General features: G+C 68.6%; 20 protein-coding genes. 17 read left to right on the forward strand and 3 right to left on the reverse strand.

Annotated elements, in window-relative coordinates; genetic code table 11:
• The first annotated feature begins 45 nt into the window (after window positions 1-45).
• The 17 genes from IGW04_RS01375 (at window position 46) to IGW04_RS01455 (ending at window position 20,817) form a co-directional block, all read left to right on the forward strand.
• Window positions 46-495 (forward strand): pyridoxamine 5'-phosphate oxidase family protein, encoded by a 450-nt coding sequence (locus IGW04_RS01375; protein ID WP_194711219.1) that lies wholly within the window; start codon window positions 46-48, stop codon window positions 493-495.
• 19 nt (window positions 496-514) lie between these two features.
• Window positions 515-1,303 carry a lysophospholipid acyltransferase family protein gene (locus IGW04_RS01380; RefSeq protein WP_194711220.1) on the forward strand — a complete coding sequence of 263 codons (789 nt, stop codon included), beginning with the start codon at window positions 515-517 and terminating at the stop codon, window positions 1,301-1,303.
• Between the two features lie 151 nt (window positions 1,304-1,454).
• A complete protein-coding gene (locus IGW04_RS01385; RefSeq protein WP_194711221.1) occupies window positions 1,455-2,180 on the forward strand; it encodes an ABC transporter ATP-binding protein in 726 nt (241 codons plus the stop codon).
• Window positions 2,174-4,549, forward strand: a complete 2,376-nt coding sequence (locus IGW04_RS01390) for an ABC transporter permease (protein WP_228526734.1) — start codon at window positions 2,174-2,176, stop codon at window positions 4,547-4,549. The genes IGW04_RS01385 and IGW04_RS01390 overlap by 7 nt, the downstream gene beginning before the upstream one ends.
• Window positions 4,550-4,555: 6 nt before the next feature.
• Complete coding sequence (locus IGW04_RS01395) at window positions 4,556-5,812, forward strand: efflux RND transporter periplasmic adaptor subunit (protein WP_194711222.1); 1,257 nt, start codon at window positions 4,556-4,558, stop codon at window positions 5,810-5,812.
• A gap of 6 nt (window positions 5,813-5,818) precedes the next feature.
• Entirely contained in the window at window positions 5,819-6,874 is a 1,056-nt protein-coding gene (locus tag IGW04_RS01400) for a UPF0104 family protein (RefSeq protein ID WP_194711223.1), read from the forward strand.
• A 57-nt stretch (window positions 6,875-6,931) separates the two neighbouring features.
• Window positions 6,932-7,603 (forward strand): response regulator, encoded by a 672-nt coding sequence (locus IGW04_RS01405; protein ID WP_194711224.1) that lies wholly within the window; start codon window positions 6,932-6,934, stop codon window positions 7,601-7,603.
• Complete coding sequence (locus IGW04_RS01410) at window positions 7,600-8,946, forward strand: ATP-binding protein (protein ID WP_194711225.1); 1,347 nt, start codon at window positions 7,600-7,602, stop codon at window positions 8,944-8,946. The genes IGW04_RS01405 and IGW04_RS01410 overlap by 4 nt, the downstream gene beginning before the upstream one ends.
• Window positions 8,943-9,521: a histidine phosphatase family protein gene (locus tag IGW04_RS01415; RefSeq protein ID WP_228526736.1), complete on the forward strand. Its 579-nt coding sequence runs from the start codon at window positions 8,943-8,945 to the stop codon at window positions 9,519-9,521. The genes IGW04_RS01410 and IGW04_RS01415 overlap by 4 nt, the downstream gene beginning before the upstream one ends.
• Window positions 9,522-9,682: 161 nt before the next feature.
• Window positions 9,683-10,279 carry a DUF2242 domain-containing protein gene (locus IGW04_RS01420; protein WP_194711226.1) on the forward strand — a complete coding sequence of 199 codons (597 nt, stop codon included), beginning with the start codon at window positions 9,683-9,685 and terminating at the stop codon, window positions 10,277-10,279.
• A 112-nt stretch (window positions 10,280-10,391) separates the two neighbouring features.
• Window positions 10,392-11,804 (forward strand): efflux transporter outer membrane subunit, encoded by a 1,413-nt coding sequence (locus IGW04_RS01425; protein WP_194711227.1) that lies wholly within the window; start codon window positions 10,392-10,394, stop codon window positions 11,802-11,804.
• A complete protein-coding gene (locus tag IGW04_RS01430; RefSeq protein WP_194711228.1) occupies window positions 11,801-12,925 on the forward strand; it encodes an efflux RND transporter periplasmic adaptor subunit in 1,125 nt (374 codons plus the stop codon). The genes IGW04_RS01425 and IGW04_RS01430 overlap by 4 nt, the downstream gene beginning before the upstream one ends.
• A 105-nt stretch (window positions 12,926-13,030) precedes the next feature.
• The gene (locus IGW04_RS01435) at window positions 13,031-16,150 is read left to right on the forward strand and encodes an efflux RND transporter permease subunit (RefSeq protein ID WP_194711229.1); all 3,120 of its coding nucleotides are present in this window, start codon (window positions 13,031-13,033) and stop codon (window positions 16,148-16,150) included.
• Between the two features lie 90 nt (window positions 16,151-16,240).
• The gene (locus IGW04_RS01440) at window positions 16,241-16,837 is read left to right on the forward strand and encodes a hemerythrin domain-containing protein (RefSeq protein ID WP_228526737.1); all 597 of its coding nucleotides are present in this window, start codon (window positions 16,241-16,243) and stop codon (window positions 16,835-16,837) included.
• A 13-nt stretch (window positions 16,838-16,850) separates the two neighbouring features.
• Complete coding sequence (locus tag IGW04_RS01445; protein WP_194711404.1) at window positions 16,851-17,261, forward strand: hypothetical protein; 411 nt, start codon at window positions 16,851-16,853, stop codon at window positions 17,259-17,261.
• 274 nt (window positions 17,262-17,535) lie between these two features.
• Entirely contained in the window at window positions 17,536-17,751 is a 216-nt protein-coding gene (locus IGW04_RS01450) for a hypothetical protein (protein ID WP_194711230.1), read from the forward strand.
• Window positions 17,752-18,522: 771 nt separating this feature from the next.
• Entirely contained in the window at window positions 18,523-20,817 is a 2,295-nt protein-coding gene (locus IGW04_RS01455; RefSeq protein WP_194711231.1) for a twin-arginine translocation signal domain-containing protein, read from the forward strand.
• 246 nt (window positions 20,818-21,063) lie between these two features.
• Here IGW04_RS01455 and IGW04_RS01460 read toward each other — a convergent pair whose 3' ends face one another.
• The 3 genes from IGW04_RS01460 to IGW04_RS01470 all read right to left on the reverse strand — a co-directional run bounded on the left by IGW04_RS01460 (window position 21,064) and on the right by IGW04_RS01470 (window position 23,106).
• Window positions 21,064-21,270, reverse strand: coding sequence for a hypothetical protein (locus IGW04_RS01460; protein ID WP_194711232.1), 207 nt, complete (start codon window positions 21,268-21,270; stop codon window positions 21,064-21,066).
• 89 nt (window positions 21,271-21,359) lie between these two features.
• A complete protein-coding gene (locus IGW04_RS01465) occupies window positions 21,360-22,331 on the reverse strand; it encodes an MBL fold metallo-hydrolase (protein ID WP_228526738.1) in 972 nt (323 codons plus the stop codon).
• A gap of 61 nt (window positions 22,332-22,392) precedes the next feature.
• Window positions 22,393-23,106 (reverse strand): DUF4142 domain-containing protein, encoded by a 714-nt coding sequence (locus IGW04_RS01470; RefSeq protein WP_228526739.1) that lies wholly within the window; start codon window positions 23,104-23,106, stop codon window positions 22,393-22,395.
• Window positions 23,107-23,140 lie beyond the last annotated feature (34 nt).

Here is a 23,140-nt window from a genome sequence, read left to right on the forward strand (position 1 = left end):
CAGTAGGCCAGTAGGCGGCATGCAGACGCCGCAAGGAGAGAGACGATGGAACAGGCTGCGCACGACTTCATCGTAGAAATTCTCGACCAGTGCCAGGACCTGGCGCTGGCCACCATCCGGCCCGACGGTTATCCCCAGGCCACCACGGTCAGCTATGCCCATGACGGGCTGACGATCTATATCGGCGTGGGCCACCAGAGCCAGAAGGCCGCCAACATCCGCGCCTGCGACAAGGTGTCGTTCACCGTCACCGCGCCGTATGCAGAATGGAGCCAGATCCGGGGGCTGTCGGCAGCGGCCAACGCCCGCATCCTCGAGAAGCCGGAAGAGATCGAACGGGCCGGCGCCTGCCTGCTCAGGCGTTTTCCGCAGGTCGGGCAATGGGCGGACGCAGCCCGCAGCGGCGCGGTGCTGCTGCTGGAAATACGGCCGCGACTGATCTCGCTGCTGGACTACCGCAAGGGTTTTGGCCATACCGAACTGGTCAGCGCATGAGCTTCCTTGCGGAGCGGCGGTGAACTGCGCGGCCGACCGCGACCGGGCTACGACGCTGCCACGGCAGCGCGGGCCTGGCCGGCTGGCTGCCTGCCTGTACGGCGCTTATGCGTGGGCCGCGTTCGCGCTGATCTTGCTGGCCTTCGGCACGGCAATCGTTGCGCTGCGAAGGCCGGCGCGGTCACGGCCGGTGGCGCGCGCCGGCTGCCGGCTGCTGTTCCGGCTGCTGGGCATGCCGCTGTCGGCGCATGGCCTGGACCGGCTGCCGCCGGCTTCGCAACGCCATCTGCTGCTGGTCAACCACAGCAGTTTTCTGGATGGCCTGGCGCTGATGGCGATGCTGCCGGCGCGTCCCGGCTATGCCTTCGTGGTGCGCCAGCAGTTCCGCATCCAGAGTGTGCTGTGCCCGCTGCTGCATGCGCTGGGCACGGTGGTGCTGGCCCCGTCCAGCGCCGGCAGCCATGCCGGCAATGCGGCGCGCATCGCCCATGCACTGCGGCGGCGCGGCAACCTGATCGTGTTTCCGGAGGCCGGCTTCGTGCCGGAGCCGGGTCTGCGGCGCTTCCACAGCGGCGCATTCGTCACGGCGGCGCAGGCCGGCTGCCCGCTGGTGGTGGCCGGCCTGCGCGGCGCCCGGGAGGTGCTGCGGCCGCGCGGCTGGCTGCCGCGCCGGGCGGCGCTGACACTGGAGATCGGTCCGATGCTGCAGCCCGGCCGCGAGGACATCGGACCGTCCATGCGCACCGCGCGCCAGGCGATGCTGGCGTTGACAGGAGAGCCGGACATGGCCGGGCAGACACAGCGCTGAGCGCCCGTCGCCGCCATGCCGGGCCGCTTGACTTACATCAACCGCAGCGGCCATGCGCGGTGCGAACCTTGCTGCGTCGCGGGCTACCCTCAGTGCACCGCTCCCGCTGCGACTGTCCGGTTTCGCCGCCTCAATACACCAGCAAGAAAGCATGACCAACCCCGACACCGAGCGCCAGGCCGTGTTCACGCTGCAGGGCGTGGCCAAGACCTACACCATGGGCGAGTTGCAGGTGCAGGCGCTCAAGCCCACCGACCTTGCGCTGTACGACGGCGAGCTGGTGGTGCTGCTTGGCGCCTCGGGAAGCGGCAAGTCCACCCTGCTCAACATCATCGGCGGGCTGGACCTGCCCAGCGCCGGGACGCTGCGCTACGGCGCGCTCGACCTGTCGGCCGCCGACGACGCCACCCTGACCCGCTTCCGGCGCCACCATGTCGGCTTCGTGTTCCAGTTCTACAACCTGATCCCCAGCCTGACCGCGCTGGAAAACGTGCAGCTGGTCACCGAGATCAGCGACCGTCCTATGGACGCCGCCGAGGCGCTGGCGCTGGTGGGCCTGGGCGAGCGGCTGGACCATTTCCCGGCCCAGCTGTCCGGCGGCGAGCAGCAGCGGGTGGCCATCGCCCGCGCCATTGCGAAGCGGCCCGACATCCTGCTGTGCGACGAACCAACGGGCGCGCTGGACTACCAGACCGGCCGCATCGTGCTCGACGTGCTGGACCGCATCAACCGCGAGTTCGGCACCACCACCGTGGTCATCACCCACAACGCGGCGATCGCCTCGCTGGCGCACCGGGTGGTGCACATCGGCAGCGGCAGCATCACCCATATCGAGGTCAACGCGACCCGGCTGTCGGCGGAGCAGATCGCATGGTGATGCCGGCCTTCATCCACGCGCTGGACCGCAAGCTGCTGCGCGACCTGTGGCGCATGCGCGGACAGGTGCTGGCGGTGGCCATGGTGGCGCTGTGCGGCATCGCCACCTTCGTCACCATGCGCGGCTCCTACGAGGCGCTGCTCTCGGCGCAGCAGGCCTATTACGAGCGTTATCGCTTTGCCGATGTGTTTGCCAGCGTGCGCCGCGCGCCGCTGAACATTATCAGCCGGGTGCAGGCCATTCCCGGCGTCAGCGAAGCCCAGGGCCGGGTCGTGTTCGATGCCTCGCTCGACGTGCCGGGGCTGGAAGAGCCGGCGAGCGGGCGGCTGGTGTCGCTGGCGCCGGACGGCGCCGGCCTGAACCGGGTGCACCTGCGCTCGGGCCGGCTGCCAGGCACGGTCAGCCGCAATGAAGTGCTGGTCAGCGAAGCCTTTTCCGGCGCCAACCGGCTGCGTCCGGGCGACACGCTGGGCGCGATCATCAACGGCCGGCGCGAGCGCCTGCGCATCGTCGGCATCGCGATCTCGCCGGAATATGTCAACGAGATCAAGGGCAACAGCTTTCCCGACAACCGCCGCTTCGGCGTGCTGTGGATGGACCGCGACGCGCTGGCCGGCGCGCTGGCCATGCGCGACGGCATCAATGACATCACGGTCACGCTGGCGCCGCATGCCAGCGAGCAGCAGGTGATCGCCGAACTGGACCGGCTGCTGGCGCCCTACGGCGCGATCGGCGCCTATGGCCGCAGCGAGCAGCTGTCGCATAATTTCCTGGCCAACGAGCTGGCCCAGAGCCGGGTCAGCTCGACCGTCCTGCCCGCGATCTTCCTCGCCGTGGCGGCCTTCCTGATCCATAACGTGCTGCTTCGGCTGACCACGCTGCAGCGGGCCCAGATCGGCCTCCTGAAGAGCTTCGGCTACAGCCGGCTGGCCGTCAGCCTGCACTACATGAAGTTCGCGCTGTGGACCGTGATGACCGGCGGCATGGGCGGCATTGCGGTCGGGGCCTGGCTCGGGCATGGGCTGGCGCGGGTGTACGCGCACTTCTATCATTTCCCGCAGCTGTCGTTCGCGCTGTCGGGTTTTGCAGTTGCCGCGGCGCTGTCGATTGCCGCGCTGTCGGCGGTGGCCGGCGCGCTGCTGGCGGCGCGCCGGGTGGTGACGCTGTCGCCGGCCGAGTCCATGCGGCCGGAAGCGCCAGCGCGGTTCCGGCCGGGGCCGCTGGAACGGCTGGGCCTGCAGCGCTGGATTGCGCTGCCGGTGCGCATGGTGCTGCGCAACCTGGAACGCAAGCCGGCCAAGAGCCTGCTGTCCATCCTCGGCCTGGCGTCGGCGCTGGCGCTGGTGATCACCGGGCAGTACACCTTCGATGCGCTCAACGAGATCGTGCGGGTGCAGTTCCGGGTGGCGCAGCGCGACGACGTCACGCTGTCCTTCAACGAGCCGCGCGACTGGTCGATTGCCTACAACCTGGCCGCGCTGCCCGGCGTGCTGCGGGTCGAGCCGTTCCGCTCGGCGGCGGTGACGATGCGCTTTCGCCATCGCAGCAAGCGCACCGCGATCATCGCGTTGCCGCCGCGGCGCGAGCTGCGCCGGGTGCTGGACGAGGACGAGCGCGCCATCGACCTGCCGCCCAGGGGTATCGTGCTGACCCGCATGCTGGCCGACACGCTCGGCATCGCCGAGGGCGAGCATCTTGAGATGGCCTTCATGGAAGGCCAGCGGCAGCGCGCCGAGACGCCGGTGGCGCGCATCATCGACGAGCCGATCGGCATGCTGTCGTACATGGATGCGCGGGCGATGGCGGCGCTGGCGCAGGAGCCGCTGCTGGCCTCGGGCGCCTTCCTGGCGGTCGACCCGAAAAGCCAGGGCACGCTGTACCGGCAGCTCAAGACCGTGCCGGCGATCCGCAGCGTCAGCCTGAGGGAGGCGACGCTGCAGAGTTTTTTGTCGACGGTGGCGGAGAACATGCGCATCAATACCGTGGTGCTGGTCAGCTTCGCCTGCATCATTGCGCTGGGCGTGGTCTACAACGCCACCCGCATCGCGCTGTCGGAACAGGCGATCGAACTGGCCAGCCTGCGCATTCTCGGTTTCACCACTGCCGAAGTGGCTGCGATGCTGCTGGGCCAGCAGGCGGCGCTGACCCTGGCCTCGCTGCCGCTGGGCTGCCTGCTCGGCTACGCCCTGGCGGCGCTGCTGTCGGAATTGCTGAGCCAGGACCTGTTTCGCATTCCGCTGGTGGTCAGCCATCGAACCTTCCTGCTGTCGATCGGCGTGGTGCTGGCCGCCGCCGCCGTGGCCAGCGCCCTGGTCTGGCGCAAGGTGCGCCGGCTGGACCTGATCGAAGTACTCAAGACCCGGGAGTAACACTGCATGGAGTCCCGCACCCTGATCAAGGCAGCGCCGGCGCCGGCTGCGGCGCCGGCCAGGCCATCGACTGCCAGGGCCGCGCCCGGCCGCAAGCGCATGGCCTTCATCGTGCTGGCGCTGCTGGCGCTCGGCCTGCTCGGCTGGCTGCTGTTCGCGCCGGCGCCGCTGGCGACCGAACTGGCCACCGTCAGAACCGGGCCGATGCAGGTGGCCGTGAGCAACCAGGGCCAGGTCCGCATCCACGACAAGTACGTGCTGGCCGCGCCGGTGGCGGGCCGCCTGGCGCGCAGCGCGCTGGACGACGGCGACCCGGTGCGCCAGGGCCAGGTGCTGGCCACGCTGTATCCGACGCCGATGGACCCGCGCCAGCGCGAGCAGGCGCAGGCGCGGCTGGAGTCGGCGCGGGCGCTGGTGCGCGAGGCGGAGATGCGGGTGCAGCGCAGCGCCAGCGACCTGGCCCTGGCCGCCAGCGAGCGCAGCCGGGTCGAACGCCTGGTGGCCGAGAAGTTCGTCTCGCCGCAGGCGATGGAAAAGGCCCGGTCTGCCGAGGCGGCGGCGCGGGCCGAGGCCGACGCCGCCCGCGCCCGCTCGCAGGCGGCGCAGGGTGACGTGCGCGCCGCCCAGGCTGCGCTGATCGCCGCCGACGCGGCCGCCGACCAGCGCGGCCAGCAGCCCCTGCCGCTGGCCTCTCCGGTGGATGGCTACGTGCTGAAGGTGCATGAAAAGAGCGAGCGCATCGTCGCCGCCGGCACGCCGTTGGTGTCGGTCGGCAATCCGGCCGACTACGAGATCGTGGTCGACGTGCTGTCCACCGACGCGGTGCGCATCAGGCCGGGCCAGACCATGTGGCTGGACGACTGGGGCGGCGGCCAGTCGCTGCGCGCCACGGTGCGCCTGGTCGAGCCGGTGGCCTTCACCAAGGTGTCGGCGCTGGGCGTGGAGGAACAGCGGGTCAATGTGATCGCCACGCCGGTCGATGCGCTGGGGCCGCTGGGCGACGGCTACCGGGTCGAGGCGCGCGTCGTCACCTGGGAAGCCGGGCGGGTGCGCAAGACGCCCGGCAGCAGCCTGTTCCGGGTCGGCGACGCCTGGCATGTTTTCGCGGTGGAAGACGGCCGCATCCGCGAGCGCACGGTCAGGATAGGCCAGCGCAACCAGGACGAGGCGCAGGTGCTGGATGGGCTGGCGGAAGGCGAGCAGGTGGTGAGGTTTCCGAATAACCAGATGAAGGACGGGATGCGGGTTCAACCCTTGCGCTGAAAGCCTTTGATCCGGGGCGACGACGCCGCCTGCCGCATAGCGCACAATGCGGCCTGCCCCGACCGGCATGCCGCCGGAACGGGCGCCTTTGCCGCACAGGCCGTACCGATGCCCGATTCCGACCATTCCAGCAACCGCACGCTTCCATCCGGCGCACATCGTGGCGCTGCGCACCGCCTGCGCCGCGCCGCCGGCACGCTGTTTGGCCTGGCCCTGGTTGCGCTGGCGCTGTGGGGACTGCACGGCATGCTCAAGGAAAGCAGCCCGCAGGACATCGCCGCTGCGCTGCGCGCCCTGGGCAGGGAGCAATTGGCGCTCGCGCTGGGCTGCCTGCTGCTGGCCTACCTGGCGCTGACCTGTTATGACCTGCTGAGCCTGCGCTGGCTGGGCCGGCCGCAGCCGTGGCGCCGCAGCGCGCCGGTCACCGCCGCCGCCTTTGCGCTGGGCAATGTCTCGTTCAATGCGATGGTGGTGGCGGGCGGCGTGCGCTATGCCGGATTGCGGCCGCTGGGCCTGGCGCCGTCGGAGGTCGCCCGGATGGCGGTCTTCGCCAGCCTCGGTTTCTGGCTGGCCTATGCGACGCTGGGCGGCTTGCTGTTCGCCCTGGACCCGGTCAAGCCCTCGGTGCGGATTGCCGGCCTGCTGCTGCTGGCGCCGGCGACCTACCTGCTGCTGTCGCGCCGGCCGCGTACGCTGCGCCTGCGCGGCTTCGAGATGACGACGCCGCCGCTGCCGCTGTGCGTCGGCCAGCTTGCCGCCGGGGTAACGGAACTGCTGGCGATTTCCAGCGTGCTGTGGCTGCTGCTGCCGGATGTTCCGGGCCTGAACTGGAGCCATTTCATGCAGGCTTTCCTGCTCGCCATCGTGGCCGGCAGCGCCAGCCAGGCGCCGGGCGGCCTGGGCGTATTCGATTCGGCCTTCCTGCTGCTGCTGCCCAAAGGCACCGACATGGCGCAGGCGGTGGCGGCGCTGCTGGCCTTTCGCGTGCTGTACTACCTGGTGCCGCTGTTCCTGGCGCTGGCGGGGCTGGCGCTGCGCCGGCTTATGCGGCGCCGGGGTTGAACCGATGCATTCCGGGCGACAACCTTTAGAATACAGGCTTCCTTCCGGAACATTTCCATGCGCATTCTCCTAGCCGAAGACGACAACATGATAGGCGCCGCCGTGCGCGACGCGCTGCTGCAGGACGGCTACGTGGTCGACTGGCTGCGCGACGGCCCGCGCGCCGACGCCGCGCTGGCTGCCGGCGACTACGACCTGGTGCTGCTGGACCTGGGCCTGCCCGGCAAACAGGGGCTGGACATCCTGCGCGGCCTGCGCGCCCGCCGCAAGACGCTGCCGGTCATCATCATCACCGCCCGCGACGCGGTGGAATCCCGGGTCGCCGGGCTGGACGCCGGCGCCGACGACTACCTGGTCAAGCCGTTCGACCTCGACGAACTGGCCGCCCGCATCCGCTCCGCGCTGCGGCGCAGCGCCGGCCGCGCCGAGCCCGGCCTGCAGCTGGGCGGCGTCGCCCTCGACCTGGCGCGCCGCGGCGTGCAGCGCGACGGCGCGCCGGTCACGCTGTCGGCGCGGGAATACGCGATCGTCGAGGCGCTGGCGCTGCGGCCCGGCGCGATCCTGTCGCGCGCCCAGCTGGAGGAAAGAATGTACGGCTGGGGCGAGGAGATCGAGAGCAATGCGGTGGAGGTGCATATCCATGCGATCCGCCGCAAGCTGGGCGCGGACTTCATCCGCAATGTGCGCGGCGTCGGCTATTACATTCCGCGTCCGGACGGCGCCGCATGAAGTCGCTGCGCGCCCGGCTTTCGGTGTTCCTGCTGGCGGCGGCGCTGCTGGCGGCCGGCGCCACCGGCCTCCTCACCTACCGCAACACGCTGCGCGAGAACGAGCAGCTGTTTGACTACCAGCTGCGCCAGACCGCGCTGTCGCTGCGCGACCAGGGCACGGCGGCCGGCCTGCCGCCGGCGCCCGGTCCGGGCGAGGAGGCGCCGTCGGTGGTGGCGCAGATCTGGACCATGAACGGCACCACGCTCTACCTTTCCCATCCGGACAGCGGCCTGCCCGACCGCGCGGTGCTCGGTTTTTCCAATGTCGACGCCGGCAACCGCCGCTGGCGGGTCTACAGCATGGCCGCGCGCGGCCGCATCATCCAGGTTGCGCAGCCGCTGGAACTGCGGCGCGACCTGGCCGCCGCCGCCGCGCTGCGCAGCCTGCGTCCGCTCCTGATCTTCGCGCCGCTGATGGCGCTGCTGATCTGGCTGCTCGTCGACCGCGCCCTGCGGCCGGTGCAGCGGCTGGCGCTGGAAGTCAAGCGGCGCGACGCCGCCAGCCTGGAGCCGCTGCCGGAACACGACCTGCCGAGCGAGGTCGAGCCGGTGGCGCATGCGATCAATTCCCTGCTGGGCCGGCTGAAGCTGGCCTTCGACAGCCAGCGCGCTTTCGTTGCCGACGCCGCCCATGAGCTGCGCTCGCCGCTGACGGCGCTGACGCTGCAGCTGCAATTGCTGTCGCGCGCCAGCGATGCCGCTGGCCGGGAGGCGGCCGCCGCCCAGCTGCGCCAGGGGGTGGAGCGCGCCAGCCGGCTGATCGAGCAATTGCTGACAGCCGCCCGCACCGCGCCGGGCGAGGCGCCAACCACGCTGGCGCGGCTGGACCTGGCGGAGGCGGCGCGCCAGGCGCTGGCCGACGCCTGGCCGCAGGCCGAGGCGCGCCGCATAGAACTTGCGCTGGACGCGCCGGCGCCGGTGGCGATCGGCGCCGATGCCGACTCATTGCGCATCCTCATGCGCAACCTCTTGGACAATGCGATACGCTACACGCCACAGGGCGGCCAGGTGGCGGTGGGCGTCGCGCGGCGCGGCGAGGAAGCGCTGCTGACGGTGGACGACAACGGCCCCGGCATTCCCGCCGCGGAGCGCGACCGCGCATTCCAGCGCTTCTACCGGGGCCCGGCCCAGGCCGCCGACGCCGCCAGCACCGGCAGCGGTTTGGGCCTGGCGATCGTCGCCAATATTGCCGCCCGCCATGGCGCGCTGGTGGCGCTGGACGATGCGCCGCTGGGCGGCCTGCGGGTGGAAGTCCGGTTTCCGTTGCCGGCGCAACTGCACCCTTCTGGAGAATCCCGATGAAAAGACTGATGCCGGCCCTGCTGGCCCTTCTGGCACTGCTGCCCCTGCTGACCTGGCAGGCCGCGAGCGCGGCCGACGACACCGCGCTGTGGGCCGGGCTGCGCGCCGGCACCCATGTCGCCCTGATGCGCCATGCGCAGGCGCCCGGCGTGGGCGACCCTTCCGGCTTCCGGCTGGACGACTGCCGCACGCAGCGCAACCTGTCGGCCGAAGGCAAGCGCCAGGCGGCGCGCGCCGGCGCACTGTTTCGCGAGCATGGCATCGCCCGCGCCACCGTGTATTCCAGCCAGTGGTGCCGCTGCCTTGACACCGCCGCCGGCCTCGGGCTGGGGCCGGCCACGCCGGAACCGTCGCTGAACTCCTTCTTCGAGAACGCCGGCCAGGAAAAGGCGCAGACGGAACTGGTGCTGGGCCTGATCGGCCGCCATCCGTCGGGCACGCCGCTGGTGATGGTGACGCACCAGGTCAACATCACCGCGCTGATCGGCGGCTATGTGGAATCGGGTGAGATCGTGGTGGTCAGGGCCAGGGACGGGAAGCTGGAACTCGCCGGCCGCATCAGGCCGGCTCTGTAGGAAAGGACCCGGTCGACGCGCACCATCCGGCATCGGCTTGTGGCATGATGCCGCCGGGATATTTTTTTCGGAGAGCTGCAACAAAGTCGTGAGCACTCTGTCTCACGAGCTTATTGCCTCGAAACAATACCGTTACTTCTTGCCTCTGAGGAAACCGTTTCATGTCCGTCTCTTTCCGTCCCCGGGTTGGCCTGTGCGTCCTGCCCCTGGCCCTGCTTGCCGCCTGCACGACATCGAGGCAGGCGGTCTACCAGAATGAAGCCTTCGGCGACACCAATACCTATTCCCATGTCTACCTGGCCAGCGCGGCCGAGACCTGCGAGGCGGCGCGCCGGGCGCTGCTGAGCCAGGGCTATGTGATCACCTCGTCACGGACCGACGCCGTCAATGGCCGCAAGAACTTCCAGCCCAATGGCGATGTGCATGCGGAGATCGAATTCCACGTCGTATGCGCGCCGGACAGCGCCGACGGCAAGAACAGCGTCGCCTTCGTCAATGCCCTGCAGGATCACTATGCGCTGAAGAAGACCAACAACGCGGCCAGCGTCGGCGTGCCGGCGCTGGGCTCCGTGTCGCTGCCGTTCACCGGCAGCGACGATTCTCTGGTGAAAGTGGCCAGCCAGACCATCCTGGAGTCCAAGTTCTACGACCGCTTCTTCGGCCTGGTGGAACGCTATCTGCCGGCGTCGGAAAGGCTGTCGGAGAAACCGCAGGCGGAAAGCCTGCCGGCGCCGGACAAGACGCAGGCGGAAAAATAAGCGCGGGCGGCGCAAGGACTCAAGGGACATGCCTGCGCGCCGTTAACCCGTTAACCACTTCATACGAATAACGCCAGCAGGCACACTGCGCCGATCTCCTTTCCGCCTCCCCATGCCGCTTTCCAGCCCACATCGTTCCGCCGTCCTCGCCCTGGCCTTGCTAGCCGGCTGCGCCACCGTTCCGCCGGCGCAGGTGATGCCCGAGGCGCCGCCGCAATGGCAGGCGCCGCTGCCGCATGAAGGCAGCGGCGCGGCCCTGTCGGCCTGGTGGCGCGGCCAGGGCGATCCGCTGCTGGCAGACCTGATCGACGCAGCCCAGGCGGCCAGCCCCAACCTGGCCACCGCCCGCGCCCAGATCGCCGATGCGCGCGCCACCCGGGCCGGCGCCGGTGCCGCGCTGCTGCCGACGCTGGACGGCAACCTGCAGGCCAGCCGCAGCAGCGCCCAGCCGCCGCTGCCGATGGCCACCGTGCTGCAGGGCGCGGTGCAGGCGCGCTGGGAGGCCGACCTGTTCGGCGCCAACCGCGCCGGCCGCGACGCCGCCGAAGCCAGGCTGGCCGGCGCCCAGGCCGGCTGGCATGAGGCGCGGGTGACGCTCGCCGCCGAAACCGCCAGCCAGTATTACCAGTTGCGCACCTGCGAAAAGCTGGTGGAGGTGGCCGTCGCCGACGCCGCCTCGCGCAGCGAGACCGCGCGCCTGACCGGGCTGGCCGCCGACGCCGGCTTCCAGGCGCCGGCCACCGCCGCGCTGGCGCGCGCCACCACCGCCGAGGGCAATAGCCGCCTGGTGCAGCAGCGCGCCAGTTGCGACATCGACATCAAGACCCTGGTGGCGCTGACGGCGATGCCGGAGGCCGAACTGCGGCGCCGGCTGCAGCAGCAGCCCGGCGTGCTGCCGCAGGAAGCGGCGCTGCAGATTCCCGCGCTGCCGGCCGCGGTGCTGGCGCAGCGGCCCGACCTGGCGCGCGCGGCCGGCGAGCTTGCCGCCGCCGCCGCCGACATCGGCGCGGCCGACGCCCAGCGCTATCCGCGCCTGACGCTGGCAGGCTCGGTCGGCGCGGCGCGCTTTCGCAGCAGCACCATCACCGGCTCGCTGGAAACCTGGTCAATCGGGCCGGTGGCGCTGACGCTGCCGATATTCGACGGCGGCCGCCGCGCCGCCAACCTCGACGCGGCGCGCGAACGCTATGAGGCCGCCGCGAGCCGCTACCGGGCCGCGGCCCGCCAGGCGGTGCGCGAGGTTGAACAGGCGCTGGTCACGCTGGACGCCACCGCGCGCCGCGGCGAGGATGCCCGCGCCGCGGTCGAGGGCTACGGCGCCTCGTTCGCCGGCATCGAGGCGCGCTACCGCAGCGGCCTGGCCAGCCTGCTGGAACTGGAAGAAGCGCGACGGGTGCGGCTCACCGCCGAGACGGCGCTGCTGTCCCTGCTCAACGAACGCACCGCCGCCTGGATTTCCCTTTACCGCGCCGCCGGCGGAGGCTGGGACGGCGCCCTCACCATCAGCGAACGCACCACGCCATGAAGAAGAACATTGCCAGACCCGTGTTGATCCTGTTGCTGCTGGCGCTGCTCGGCGCCGGCGCCTGGCTGCTGGCCGGCCGCCTCCGCCACGCGCCGCAGGAAGCCGCCGCGCCCAAGCCGGCGCTGACCGTCACCACGGTGCGGCCGCAGACGGTGGACCTGCCGCGCCGCCTGGTGGCCAACGGCAATGTCGCCGCCTGGCAGGAAGCGGTGGTCGGCAGCGAGGCCGGCGGCCTGCGCCTGACCGATGTCCGGGTCAATGTCGGCGACAAGGTGAAGGCGGGCGACGTGCTGGCCGTGTTCGCCGCCGATGCGGTGCAGGCCGACATGGCGCAGGCGACCGCGGCGCTGATGGAGGCCGAGGCCGCGGCTGCGGACGCCGCCAACAATGCCCAGCGTGCCCGCACGCTGAAGGATAGCGGCGCGCTGTCGGCCCAGCAGATCAACCAGTTCGCCACCGGCGCCCAGACTGCCCAGGCGCGGGTGGAAGCGGCGCGCGCGGCGGTGGCCGGGCAGCGCCTGCGGCTGCGCCATACCCGGGTGCTGGCGCCGGACGACGGCGTGATCTCGGCCCGCAGCGCCACCGTTGGCGCGGTGGTGCCGGCCGGCGCCGAGCTCTTCCGCATGATCCGCCAGGGCCGGCTCGAATGGCGCGCCGAAGTCACCGCCGCCGAACTGGGCAATATCCAGCCCGGCGCGATGGCCATGCTGGCGGCGCCGGGCGGCGCCGAGGTCAGGGGCCGGGTGCGCATGGTGGCGCCCACCGTGGACCTGCAGAACCGCACCGCGCTGGTGTATGTCGACCTTCTGCCGCCGGACGATGGCGCGCTGCCGCTTCGGGCCGGCATGTATGCCCGCGGCGAATTCGACCTCGGCAGCGCGCCGGGCCTGACCGTGCCGCAGCAGGCGGTGGTGGTGCGCGACGGCTTTTCCTATGTGTTCCGGCTCGATGCCGACAACCGCGTCGGCCAGGTCAAGGTGCGCACCGGCCGGCGCCTGGGCGAGCGGGTGGAAATCGTCGAGGGCATTGCGCCCGAAGCGCTGCTGGCGCTGGATGGCGCCGGTTTCCTCAATGACGGCGACCTGGTGCGGCGCGCCGACGGCCCGGCAGCCGGGCCATGAGGCAGATGCTGCCAGCGGCGGTCGCCCGATGAAGCCCTGCCGCATGCGTCGCCCGCCCGCTTCCACCTCCACCATGCACCACGCCTTTTACCCAGAGGCCCAGCCGTGAATTTTTCCGCCCTTTCCATCCGCAACCCGATCCCGGCCATCATGCTGTTCGTGCTGCTGACGCTGGCCGGCCTGCTGTCCTACCGCGCCACCGCCGTGCAGGATTTCCCCGACATCGAGCTGCCGGTGGTGACCGTCGTGGCCAACCTGCCCGGCGCCGCGCCGGCCCAGCTGGAAACCGAGGTGGCGCGCAAGATCGAGGACAGCGTGGCGACGCTGCAGGGCGTGAAGAACATCTACACCCGGGTGCTGGACGGCCAAGCCACCATCACCGTGGAATTCATCCTGGAAAAGCCGCTGGCCGAGGCGGTCAATGATGTGCGCGACGCAGTGGCCCGGGTGCGGGCCGACATGCCGGCCGACCTGCGCGACCCGTCCGTCACCAAGGCCTCCACCGCCGGCCGGGTGGTGCTGACCTTCACCGCCGCTTCCGCGCTGGATGCCGCCGGCGCCCGGCGCCTGGACGACCAGGAACTGAGCTGGTTCGTCGACAACAAGGTGGCCAAGCGCCTGCTGGCGGTGCCGGGCGTGGGCGCGGTCAAGCGCATGGGCGGCGTGACCCGCGAAGTGCGGGTGGAGCTGGATGCGCTGAAGATGGCGGCGCTGAACGCCTCCGCGCTGGACGTGTCGCGCCGGCTGCGCCAGGTGCAGCAGGAAGCGCCCGGCGGGCGCGGCGATGTCGGCGGCGCGGAGCAGTCGGTGCGCACCATCGCCACGGTGCAGAGCGCGGCCGAACTGGCGCGGCTGGATGTGCCCTTGCTCGACGGCCGCCATATCCGGCTGGACCAGGTGGCCACCGTCACCGACACCGTCAGCGAGCCGCGCGCCGTGGCCGCGAAGGACGGCCAGCCGGTGGTGGGCTTCGAAATATTCCGCACCCGCGGCGCCAGCGAGGTGCGGGTGGCCGAGGGCGCGCGCGCCGCGGTGGCCGAGCTGCAGGCGGCCAACCCGAACGTCATGCTGACCCAGGTCATCGACAATGCAGCGCCGGTCGAGGAAAACTTCGAGGGCTCGATGGAGCTGCTGTACGAAGGGGCGCTGCTGGCGGTGCTGGTGGTCTGGTGGTTCCTGCGCGACTGGCGCGCCACCCTGGTGGCGGCGGCCGCGCTGCCGCTGTCGGTGATCCCCACCTTCCTCGGCCTGGCCTGGTTCGGCTATACCCTCAATATGGTGACGCTGTTGTCGCTGGCGCTGGTGGTGGGCGTGCTGGTGGACGACGCCATCGTCGAGATCGAGAACATCGAGCGCCACCTGGACATGGGCAAGTCGCCGATGCAGGCGGCGCTGGAAGCGGCCGACGAGATCGGCATGGCCGTGATCGCCACCACCTTCGCGCTGGTGGCGGTGTTCCTGCCCACCGCCTTCATGGCCGGCGTGCCGGGCCTGTTCTTCAAGCAGTTCGGCTGGACCGCGGTATTGGCCATCCTGGCCTCGCTGGTGGTGGCGCGGCTGCTCACGCCGATGATGGCGGCCTACCTGCTCAAGCCGCGCAAGCGCCACCAGCGCGACGATGGCTGGCTGATGCGGCGCTACATGGCGGCCATGCAATGGTGCCTGCGCCACCGGATGGTCACCGCGATCGGCTCCGGCCTGTTCTTCGCCGGCTCGATTGCCCTGGTGCCGCTGCTGCCGACCGGCTTCGTGCCCTCGTCCGACCGCGGCCAGACCCAAATCAACATCGAGCTCGCGCCCGGCGCCACGCTGGCGCAGACCCGCGCCGTGGCCGAGCGCGCGCGGCTGGCGGCGATGGAGGATAAAAACGTCACCGGCGTGTTCTCCTCCATCGGCGGCGGCTCCAGCGGCGACGCCTTCGCCCCCGGCGCCGCGGCCGAGGCGCGGCGCGCGGTGCTGACCCTGACCACCACCCACCGGCGCGACCGCAAGGCCTCGATGGCCGACATCGAGCGCGGCCTGCGCAGCCGCCTTTCCGCGATCCCCGGCGCCCGCTTCACAGTCGGCCCGGCCGACATCGGCGTGAAGATGCAGCTGGTGCTGCGCAGCGAAGACCCGGTGGCGCTGGCGGCGTCGGCGCAGCAGGTGGTGCGCGAGCTGCGCGGCCTGTCGGGCATCGGCAACGTCAATTCCAGCGCCTCGCTGGTACGCCCGGAAATCATCGTGCGTCCCGACCCCGCCCGCGCCGCCGAACTGGGCGTGACCGCCGCTGCCATCGGCGAGACGGTGCGGGTCGCCACCGCCGGCGACTATGACGTGAACCTCACCAAGCTCAACTTCAGCGAGCGGCAGGTGCCGGTGCGGGTCAAGCTGCCCGACGCGGTTCGCGCCGACCTCGACGCACTGGCCCGGCTCACCGTGCCTGGCCGCAACGGCCCGGTCATGCTGGACAACGTCGCCACCATCGAGATTGCCAGCGGCCCGGCCCAGATCGACCGCCTGAACCGCAGCCGCAACGTGACGCTGGACGTTGAACTGGGCAGCCGCGCGCTGGGCGAGCTGAACCAGGAGGCGCGCAACCTGCCCTCGATGCGCAACCTGCCGCCGTCGGTGCGCATCGCCGAGCTGGGCGACGCGCAGGAAATGCAGACCCTGTTCGCCAGCTTCGGCCTGGCGATGGCGATCGGCGTGCTGTGCATCTACGGCGTGCTGGTGCTGCTGTTCAAGGACTTCATGCAGCCGCTGACCATCCTGGCCGCGCTGCCGCTGTCGATCGGCGGCGCCTTCGTCGCGCTGCTTTTGACCGGCCGCGCGCTGTCGATGCCCTCCATGATCGGCCTGATCATGCTGATGGGCATCGTGACCAAAAATTCCATCCTGCTGGTGGACTATGCGATCCTGGCGCGCCAGGCCGGCATGGACCGCTTCGCCTCGCTGGTGGACGCCTGCCACAAGCGCAGCCGGCCCATCATCATGACCACCATCGCGATGGGCGCCGGCATGCTGCCGCTGGCGCTGGGCTGGGGCGCCGACCCGAGCTTCCGCTCGCCGATGGCCATTGCCGTGATCGGCGGGCTGATCACCTCCACGCTGCTGAGCCTGCTGGTGGTGCCGGCGGTGTTCACTTATGTCGACGACGTGCAGCAATGGCTGCGGCGCCGTTTCGTGAAGCCAACGCAGCACAATGCGCCATCGGTTGTCGAGGCGCAAACGACGGTGAAATAGCGGGATCCCGGCCGGATAAAACCCGGCGCCGACTTGTCAGAAATTCACGAAGCACACAACCCAACTCTCGTGAGGACTGACACCGTGAACATGAACATGCCATCCATCGCCGGCAAGCTGTCGCCAACCGCCACCAACATGATCCGCATGGACCATACCCATACGATGGCGACCTTTCACCAGTACGAAATCGACAGCAGCCCGCGCACCAAGCAGGGCTTGGTCAACACCATCTGCCTGGCGCTGGAAATTCACGCCCAGCTGGAAGAGGAAATCTTCTACCCGGCGCTGCGCGCCATGGACAGCAGCAACCCGGCGATCCAGAAGGCAGTGCCCGAGCACAATGAAATGAAACGCCTGATCGCCAAGCTGCGCGGCATGCGTCCCACCGAAGCCGGCTACGACGACACCCTGTTCGAGCTGATGCGCGACGTGATGCACCATGTGGCCGACGAGGAAACCATCCTGTTGCCGGAAGCCGAGCGCCTGATGGGCGACCGGCTGGGCGACCTTGGCGCGCAGATGCTGAAGCGCCGGGTCGAACTGGCTGCGCCGCGCGGCGGCGAGATCGCCACCAACATGCTGCGCGGCATGCCCAAGAGCACCATGATGCTGGCCGCCGGCGCGCTGATGGCAGGCACCTACCTGATGAAGCGCAACGGCAACCACACCCGCCACGACGCCTGAAGAGGAGATGAGCATGGCTTCCGACGGAGAACAGAAACGGCTGGAGGACGCAGCCGGACCGCACGGCGCCCGCACCACCGAGCTGGTGGGCGTGGATGACATCGGCCTGCCCAGCGGCATCCAGCCCGAGGATGTAAAGGACATGCCGCAGGCAGGCGCGGTTGCCGCGATGGGCGGCAGCGGCGATGCTGGCGGCGGCAGCGGCAGCGCCGGCGGTAGCGGCGGCCACGCGGGCGCTCCATCGCCGCAGCAGGTTGGCGGCGGCGATTCCCTGAGTCCCGGCGACGAAGCCGCGCCCGGCACCGTGGGCAGCGGCGACGATGTCTGCCCGGTGTGCGCCGGCTCCGGCAAGAATGCCAGCGGCGGCGCCTGCCCCAATTGCCGCGGCACCGGCATCATTACTGAAGGCATCGGCGGCGGTTGAGGCGCGGGGGCTGACTTGCAGGCCAGGCTGGGGGACGCTTGCGGGCGCCTTGTAGCCTGGCTGCGGTTCCCTGCGGCAGGTTGCGGCGCTTTTTTTGCGGTATGACAAATCATGGCTGCCTGTTCGGGGCCTTTCGGCCATGGTTGCCTTATGCTCGAAAGCATCTTGAGAGTGGTCATTTTCGTGGAGAAGTTGCTTCCGCGGAGAAGGTTCAGCGTCGGTAGTTTCGGCAGTCGGTAGGGTGCAATACCCCGCAGGGGCATTGCACCATTGGTTGATCGAGGAAGTCCGGCAAATTGCCATCCCGGTGTGCGACCTCGGTGCAATGCCCTTCGGGTATTGCACCCTACGAATGGTTACGGTTGTTTTTGAATTACGCGCAGCGACAGTTGTGGTTGCTTTTGAATTACGCGCAGCGACAGTTGCGGTTGCAGTTGCAGTTGCAGTTGCAGTTGCAGTTGCTTTTGAAGTGGCAGTTCAGTCCCGTTGAGCGCGCCGTGCTGGCGATGCCTGAAGCGGATAAGGTGCGGCGTCTGTCTGAGCGTAGCGCAGCGTAGCGAGTTTAGCCGCGCCCCGCTTCAGGCGTCGACGGCACGGGGACCCCGCGCAGCGGGGCGCGATCACCGGGTCGCCTTTTCTTGCCTACTTCTTTTGGCGAAGCAAAAGAAGTAGGTCGCCTGCCGGGGCGAATACCCGGCCTGGTCATGATGCGAGGACATGCGCATTGGGTCATCAGGCGTAAGGCGTCACTGCGAAGCAGCAGTTGCTTTTGAAGTCAAGGGTTTTGACCAAAATACGTTAAACGTCAACACCGACAGTGCTGCCCGTGCATTGCCGGGTGACGCAAGGCGGCTGCACTGCCGTGGAGACAAGCCGGGAATCCGTCCCGGCGGCCGGGTCACTTTTTTTGCTTCGCCAAAAAAAGTAACCAAAAAAAGGCGACCCGATGATCGCGCCCCGCTGCGCGGGGTTCCCGTGTCAGCGGTACCCGGAGCGGGGCGCGGCTAAACTCGCTACGCTGCGCTGCGCTCAGACAGACGCCGCACCTTATCCGCTCCGGGCACCGCTGACACGGCGCGCTCAACGGGGTTTCAAGGCAACAGCAACAGCAACAGCAACTACGGCAGTCGCCGCTACAGGCGCATCCCGATTCATGCCCGAACCACGAACCCGTCGCACCGCCACCACCAAGACACCATCGCCAACCGACATCCGATGAAAGACGCATTTTTCCCCTACCCTACGACATAAAGGAACCACCTTGCACCGCAGGCAATTTCTGATCGGCAGCGCCGCCCTGACCGGCGCCACAGCTATCGGCGGCATGGCCGTCGCCAAGGACCCGGACGGTACCGGGAAAAAGAAATCCCATCCGCATTCCGGCACCGGGCCGGAAGCGCCTGAGCTGACGGCCGATGCGCCGCACCGGTTCGAGGTCTGGGACTGGAGCAACAAGAAGGAGCCGGTGATGGCCGGCGAAATGGTGCTGGACCGGCGCATCGACAATTTCGTCTACGAGGACGCCGAGATGGCTTCGGAGAATGGCGATATCGCCGTCTACCAGTGCAGCCGCTCGGCCATGCTCGGCGATGTCGAGATCGGCTTCACCATGCTGGCCGCCGACAGCAGCAACACCGAATCCGGCAAGACGCCGCTGTACCAGGTGCTTGGCTGCTTCGCGCACCGGGGCGCCTGGACCAGCTATCCCGCCTCCGACACCTTCAATGCAAAGAAGCTGAGCACCTTCCCCAAGCCGTTCAAGGTCGTGATGAAGAATGCCGAAGGCAAGGTGCTGCATACCTTCCAGATGCAGGACGGCAAGCCCATCAACGACCCGGACCTGAACCAGTGGCGCTCCGAGACCAAGCCGCTGCGCCCCAAAGTCACGCTGTTCATGATGCTGCCCTGGCAGAACACCCGGCCACGCCGTTCGTCCAAGCTGAAGAAGTATTACCCGGGCCTGACCGCCGACGGCCAGCGGCCGTCACAGGCCAAGGCCCATATCTCGGTGTTGTCGTGCGAGCCGATGATCACCGGCGGCTACGGCAGCCATTCGATCAATAGCCTGGCGAACATCTATGGCGCGCCGCGCTGGCCGCGGCCGCGCACCGGCTATGGGCCGATGCCGAAAGACCCTTATCTGGCCAACAATGAATTCAACCGCAACGGCGGCTCGGCCTATGGCGGCCCGTATCTGGAAGGATGGGACTACGAGCCCGGTTCGTTTTCCACCCATAACTGGTACACCGGCCCCGGCGGGCCACGCTTCGACCGCTGCGTGATTCCTTCGGTAGTGGCGCTCTGGGCCACCAATCCGAACGGCCGGCGACTGCAGGAAAACGTGCCGCACCGCGACTGGCTCGACGGCTGGGCCATGGCCTACTTCAATCATGGCAACCACTGGGTGCGCGACGTGAAGACCATGCAGCTCATGACCAGCAAGGAAGTCATGTTCAAGCCCTGGAGCCTGTACGGCAACTACTACGGCGGCGGCGCCGTCGGCCCGCGCTCGATCTTCATCAACGGCAGCCAGCGCGATGGCAGCCAGGACCACAACTACGACGGCCAGGGCTATATGTGGGGCAACGGCTGGGCGCGCGACTCCCTGCATTCCTATTGCAACGCCGGCTGGATCGCGCTGCTGCTCAACAGCCCGATGCATGCGGTGGGCAGCCGCTTCGACACCGCGGTGCAGATGATGATGGACCAGGGGCCGACCCAGAACATCCGCGAGCATTACATGGTGCGTTCCCAGGCCTGGCGATGGCTGCATTACGTGATGGCATGGAAGCTGGCATCCACCCATCCGCTGGGCCTGTCGAGGGCGGACGTGGAAGCCAGCTTCGCGCAGCATCTGGAGCAGATCTACAAGGAGATCTATGTGCCCCAGGTCGTGCAAAAGAGCGACGATCCCTACTTCCGCGGCCTGCGCAACCTTGGCCAGCCCATCATCCAGGATAGTTCCAATGGCAATGCCTGGGTCGGCCAGGGCGGCGGGCTGGGCTATTACATGGGGCATGTGCTGCAGCTGATGCGCCAGACCGGCATGTGGGGCGCAATGATGGCCAGGGGCGGCCATATCCGCGACGTGCTGCTGCTGCAGGTGCGCAACATGGACCAGTTCGCGCTGGGCCTGCATGCCGACACCAATGGCGTGACCTATACGATAGGCTTCGACAAGAAGGGCACCTTCCCCAACAGCATGGCGCACTACCACGAGCTGTATGGCAAGAAGGACGAGGAACTGTTTACCGGTCCGGATGGCAAGCCCGTCAATGACCGGGACGTGTCGATTCATCCGATCATCCAGTACATCTACATCCGCCGCGATTACTTCCCCGAGATCGAGCATCCCAAGCTGGCGCCGGCGCTGGCCAGGGTAGACAAGCGCCTGGCAACGGTCACCGCCAGGGTGGCGGCGGCGCTGGACCCGGAAGCCAAGCGCGAACGCGACCATGTCTACCGCTATCCCGGCCTGGCGCCGATCAAGGCGCCGCCGGAACTGGGACCGTTCGGCATGGCCCGGTCCGACATCGGCAAGGCAAAGGAGTCGTAGCGCGCTCTTGGTGTGAGCAGCCAGCCGATGCCAGCAGGTCGGATTGATACTGGAGGAAACGCACCCGGATCAGTGGGGTGCAATACCCGAAGGGCATTGCACCACCGGCGGCAAAGCCACAAGCGACGCTGGCGTCCTGCCCCGGTCGACGAAAGGCGGAATGCCCCTTTGGGGTATTCCGCCCTACGCAATCCACGACACCAAGCCCGTGGCAAGGAGGTAGCCTGCACTGCGGACGACGTCGCCTTAGAACCCCTCCGGCTTGACCGGCCTTGCCTCACCCTCGAAATTGCCTAGCACTTCATCAGCGCGCTCGCGGCGCTTTGGATCGGCATCGGCTTCGGCCGGTCCGGTCTTGGCCGGCTTGGCGATCTCCTTGCTGTTGCCGGTTTCATCGGTCGGGTCGTAATGCGGCGCGATCGGACCGGTCTTGCCCTGATTGTCATTTGCCATGATGTTCTCCTTCTGCTGTGCTGATTTGCCGTGGCATGCCAGGCCAGATGCCCGCTGCCTGAATGGCCGTGATCCGGACCTGTCGGCGCCTACTTCTCCCGCGGCGCAAATCGATAAGTCTCGCCGTGCTTCAGATAGGTCACCCGGTTCTGCAGTTCGGCCGCCTTCACGGCCTGTTCAAAGTCCGATAACGGCGACTTGAACACCGTGTAGTCGTTGTAATGGATCGGTATCGCGTGGCGCGGCGCCACCAGCTGCATCATGCGCACGCCGTCAGCCCCGTCCATCGTGACCTTCATCACGCCCAGAATGCGGGTGCCGCCAAGATGCAGCAGCGCGAGGTCCACGTCCGGAAAGCGCTGCGGTATTTCCTTCAGGTCTTCATACATCAGGGTGTCGCCGCTGATGTACATCCGGTAGGCCGGCTTGCCGGCGCCGCTGAAGTCGAGCATCGAGCCCATGACCGCAGGCAGCAGCCCAGCCAGCACGGGTGGGCCGTGCCGTCCGGGCATGGCGCTGATGCGCAGAACGGTCGGGCCTTTCGTGACCACCAGCGTGTCCCAGGTGCCCAGCGGATAGCGCTTGGCAAATCCCAGGTTTTCCAGTGCCACCGCCGACTGCGGCGTGGTCACCACGGGGATGGTGCGCGGCAGTTTTTCCTGGACCAGCTGATCGAAATGGTCGCCATGGAAATGGGACAGGATCACCAGATCAATCGGCGGCAGGGCCTCGATCGGCATGGCCGGTTCTGTGAGCCGTTCCGAAGTCAGGCCATAGCCCAACTGCACATGGTCGCCCTTGTGCAGGAAATTGGGGTCGGTCAGGATGGTCATGCCGCCATAGCGGATCAGCACCGTCGCCGTGCCAATGAAAGTGACCGAGCCATCCTGGTCCGCAGCGGCGGCAGGGTCGGCCGGCAGGTTCAGGACCTGGCCGGGAGACGATGGCGGCGCGGCAGTCACGAGCGCGCTGTCCTCGGCGAACGAGGACAAGGGCACGGCGGCCATCAGCACTGCCGCCAGCAGGCGCAGCGCTGCCGGCCAGGTTCGGAATGGATTCATTGCATCGAGAGCCAACCAGCAATATCCATCGGCTGCGTCCCCGGCGCTTCCGGATCAAACATCAGCGCGCGGCGCCGCTGCTGCCGGTGGCGCCGGTGGCGCTGCTCCCGCTCATGCTGCCCTTGTCGGTAGCGGCACCAGTCATGTTGCCTTTCGGATGGCCCATGCCATGCTTGCCGGCGGTTTCCTCCGCCAGCGTCAGGTGCTGGTCCACCGCGGCAATCGTCTTGGCCGCATAAGCCTGCAGGTCGGGGTCCTTGGCCTTCGCCTGCACCCGTTCCAGCAGCTTGTGGGTGTTCTCATGGTCGTTCAGGCCACCCTGCTTCAAATATCGCTTGTCGAATGCATCGCCCTTCAGCGCCGACAGCATCTTGGCCATTGCCTTGTGCTTGGCATCCGGCTCCGTGGGCAGCTTCACGCCCTTGCCGTCGGCCAGCGTCTGCAACTCCTGCTGCGCCTTGGTATGGTCGTCGATCATTTTCTGCGCAAAGGACTTCACGTCATCGCTCTGCGACTTTTCCAGCGCCAGCTTGCCGGCGGCGATCTCGGAAATATTCGCATGGGCAATGTCGCGCATCATCTTCTGGTCGCCCGATGCCACCTTGCCAGCCGTGCCGGCGCGGGTCGACGAAGCGGCGGTGGTGGTGTTGGCGGTGGTGTCACGGTTGGTCGCGGCCGTGCCAGTGGTGCCTGTGTTCTGTGCCACTGCGCCGCCAAACACCATGGCGAGTGCTGCGCAGACCGACATTCGTTTGATGTTCAGATGCTTGTTCATGTCCAATCTCCTGATGTGGGAGGCAACGGCAGGC

Source organism: Noviherbaspirillum soli, from assembly GCF_015352955.1.
GTDB classification, from domain to species: Bacteria; Pseudomonadota; Gammaproteobacteria; order Burkholderiales; family Burkholderiaceae_D; genus Noviherbaspirillum_A; species Noviherbaspirillum_A soli.

Excerpts from the sequence above, each read along its gene's own strand:
- IGW04_RS01395 (WP_194711222.1), top strand. The coding sequence starts at position 4,556 with ATGGAGTCCCGCACCCTGATCAAGGCAGCGCCGGCGCCGGCTGCGGCG.
- IGW04_RS01385 (WP_194711221.1), top strand. The coding sequence starts at position 1,455 with ATGACCAACCCCGACACCGAGCGCCAGGCCGTGTTCACGCTGCAGGGC.
- IGW04_RS01410 (WP_194711225.1), top strand. The coding sequence starts at position 7,600 with ATGAAGTCGCTGCGCGCCCGGCTTTCGGTGTTCCTGCTGGCGGCGGCG.
- IGW04_RS01420 (WP_194711226.1), top strand. The coding sequence starts at position 9,683 with ATGTCCGTCTCTTTCCGTCCCCGGGTTGGCCTGTGCGTCCTGCCCCTG.
- IGW04_RS01445 (WP_194711404.1), top strand. The coding sequence starts at position 16,851 with ATGGCTTCCGACGGAGAACAGAAACGGCTGGAGGACGCAGCCGGACCG.
- IGW04_RS01425 (WP_194711227.1), top strand. The coding sequence starts at position 10,392 with ATGCCGCTTTCCAGCCCACATCGTTCCGCCGTCCTCGCCCTGGCCTTG.
- IGW04_RS01440 (WP_228526737.1), top strand. The coding sequence starts at position 16,241 with ATGAACATGCCATCCATCGCCGGCAAGCTGTCGCCAACCGCCACCAAC.
- IGW04_RS01430 (WP_194711228.1), top strand. The coding sequence starts at position 11,801 with ATGAAGAAGAACATTGCCAGACCCGTGTTGATCCTGTTGCTGCTGGCG.
- IGW04_RS01460 (WP_194711232.1), bottom strand. The coding sequence starts at position 21,270 with ATGGCAAATGACAATCAGGGCAAGACCGGTCCGATCGCGCCGCATTAC.
- IGW04_RS01470 (WP_228526739.1), bottom strand. The coding sequence starts at position 23,106 with ATGAACAAGCATCTGAACATCAAACGAATGTCGGTCTGCGCAGCACTC.
- IGW04_RS01375 (WP_194711219.1), top strand. The coding sequence starts at position 46 with ATGGAACAGGCTGCGCACGACTTCATCGTAGAAATTCTCGACCAGTGC.
- IGW04_RS01405 (WP_194711224.1), top strand. The coding sequence starts at position 6,932 with ATGCGCATTCTCCTAGCCGAAGACGACAACATGATAGGCGCCGCCGTG.
- IGW04_RS01415 (WP_228526736.1), top strand. The coding sequence starts at position 8,943 with ATGAAAAGACTGATGCCGGCCCTGCTGGCCCTTCTGGCACTGCTGCCC.
- IGW04_RS01390 (WP_228526734.1), top strand. The coding sequence starts at position 2,174 with ATGGTGATGCCGGCCTTCATCCACGCGCTGGACCGCAAGCTGCTGCGC.
- IGW04_RS01465 (WP_228526738.1), bottom strand. The coding sequence starts at position 22,331 with ATGAATCCATTCCGAACCTGGCCGGCAGCGCTGCGCCTGCTGGCGGCA.